The organism is Acidovorax sp. HMWF018 (assembly GCF_003061035.1).
Classification (GTDB): domain Bacteria; phylum Pseudomonadota; class Gammaproteobacteria; order Burkholderiales; family Burkholderiaceae_C; genus Acidovorax; species Acidovorax delafieldii.
This window is the reverse complement of record NZ_QAIM01000200.1, coordinates 1-2,373: the sequence shown is the minus strand read 5'-3', so window position 1 is coordinate 2,373 and position 2,373 is coordinate 1. Positions and strand designations below refer to the sequence as shown.

Annotated in this window: 2 protein-coding genes; both read left to right on the top strand. The window is 60.2% G+C overall.

Annotation, left to right across the window (positions count from 1 at the left end):
- Positions 1 to 1,736, top strand: a 1,736-nt coding sequence (locus DBR23_RS07350; RefSeq protein ID WP_108497802.1) for a dynamin family protein, incomplete at its 5' end; no start/stop codon positions are given.
- Positions 1,733 to 2,373, top strand: a 641-nt coding sequence (locus DBR23_RS07345; RefSeq protein WP_146191269.1) for an A/G-specific adenine glycosylase, incomplete at its 3' end; no start/stop codon positions are given. The genes DBR23_RS07350 and DBR23_RS07345, both read left to right, overlap by 4 nt.

Here is a 2,373-nt window from a genome sequence, read left to right as displayed (position 1 = left end):
TTTTTGCTGACTATGGTCGCCGCATCATGCCTGCCAGTGCGGGCCGCACGACCATGTGTCCCACCGAACTGGGGTATGACGCCAATGTTGCACCCAGCTTGCGGCTATTGCCCATTGAGACTCGACTTCAGATGCAGAGCCTAGCGGAGTGGCGGGTCAAAACCGACCGTTGGCAGGAGATCCCGCTGGATGTTGGCAACGCCGACCAGATTGCCAAAGCACTGGAAAAAGTGGCGGAGGTTCGCAAGGTCAGTCTGGACAATGCGCGTGCGCTGGGTTTCTGGCATGACGATCTGACAGATGAAAACCCTGTGCCTGACGCGCAGGGCTTGGTAGAGGTGCCCATGTGGCGCCACGCCATCATCAATATCCCCCATCCGCTCTTGAAGCAGGGTTTGGTGATTCTGGATACGCCTGGCCTGAACGCAGTGGGTGCAGAGCCCGAGCTGACGGTCAACCTCATCCCCCAGGCGCATGCAGTGGTGTTCATCCTGAGTGCCGACACCGGCGTGACGCGCTCGGACCTGTCGATCTGGCGCGAGCACCTGGCCATCTCTCCCGAGAGCATGGAAGCGCGTTTGGTGGTGCTGAACAAGATCGACACCCTTTGGGATACGCTCAACAGCGCCGAGCAGGTCCAGGCGCAGATGGAGCGGCAGTGCGCGACCTCGGCTGAGATGCTCGGCGTGTCTCTAGACCGTGTGGTGCCTGTGTCTGCGCAAAAAGGCCTGGTGGCCAAGATCACTGCGGACGACGTTCTGCTGGAAACCAGTGGACTGCCAGCGTTGGAAGAGGCCCTTGCCAAAGGCATCATGGGCAGACGACAGTCCATACTGCGCGCTGCGGTAGCGGCAGGGGTGGCGAGCCTGCGTACAGAAACGTCGCGGGTCATCAATATCCGACGCCGCGACCTCGATGACCAAATGGCCGAGTTGCGCAGTCTCCGGGGCAAGAACGCATCGGTGATCGAATCCATGCGCCATCGCATTGAGCAGGAGCAGCGTGAGTTTGATCTCAGCACTGCCAAGATCCAGGCGGTGCGTGCGGTTCACCTCAAGTTGCTGCGTGACGTTTTTCAGCAGTTGGGCGCCAAGGCGCTCAAAGCAGAGCTGGCCGAGCTGGCCCAGACATTGCAGCAAAAGGGGCTCAAGTTGGGCGTGAAGAAAATATACGTCCAGACCTTTGACAAACTGCGCGGCACCTTGGACAAGGCGCAAGCCTCTGGTACCGAGATTCAGGCCATGCTCAGCGGGACCTTCAGGCAGCTCAATGCAGAGTTCGGTTTTTCTTTGCAGGTGCCCACGCCGCCGCAGCTTGAACACTTTGCGCAAGACCTGCACCAGATCGAGCAGAGTCATTTGCAGTACCTGGGTATGGGCAATGCTCTCAAGTTGGCGCAACCCGAGTTTGCGGAGCGCCTGGTGCGCGCGCTGGCCATGCGTTTGCGCACGGTGTACGAGTCAGCGGCCAATGATCTGGAACTGTGGAGCAAATCAGCCACTGCGCAATTGGACGCACAGCTGCGAGAACGGCGTCGCAGCTTTGCTCGCCGCATGGAGGCCGTAGACCGCATACAACAGGCTGCCAGCGGCTTGGTGGAGCGCATCTCGGAGATCGAGGCTGGCGAGGAGGAACTCGGCCAGTTGGAGAACAAGTTGCATGAGCTGACTTCCAAGTTGGTGGCTCTGCCAGGGGCTGCACCGGCATTGACTGACGCGCATCCGGTTTCCGCATGAGTGCTGAATCCCGGGAGGGTGTGGCCGCGCGGGTAGTCGCTTGGCAAGCTGTACATGGGCGCAACCATCTGCCCTGGCAACAGACCCGCGATCCATACCGGGTTTGGCTGTCGGAGATCATGTTGCAGCAGACCCAGGTCACCACTGTGCTGGACTACTACGCCCGCTTTTTGGGCCGATTTCCTGATGTGAGCGCCCTCGCGTCAGCCCCTCAAGATGAGGTCCTGGGCTTGTGGAGTGGTTTGGGCTACTACAGTCGTGCACGCAATCTCCATCGCTGCGCTCAGCAGATCATGACTGACCATGGTGGCGCCTTCCCGCGAACGGCGTCGCTGTTGGCGTCTTTGCCGGGCATTGGGCGTTCAACCGCAGGCGCCATTGCCGCGTTTTGTTTTTCAGAGCGCGTGCCCATTCTGGATGCCAACGTGCGGCGGGTGCTCACGCGCCTGCTGGGCTTTTGCCAAGATCTGGCTTCTGCCAAAAACGAACGCCTTCTATGGGAGCATGCCGAAGCGCTGTTGCCAGTGCGCGATCTTGATGTGGCGATGCCCCGTTACACCCAGGGCCTGATGGACTTGGGGGCTTCCCTGTGCACACCCCGCTCTCCAAAATGCTCCGATTGCCCTTTGATGGGCGA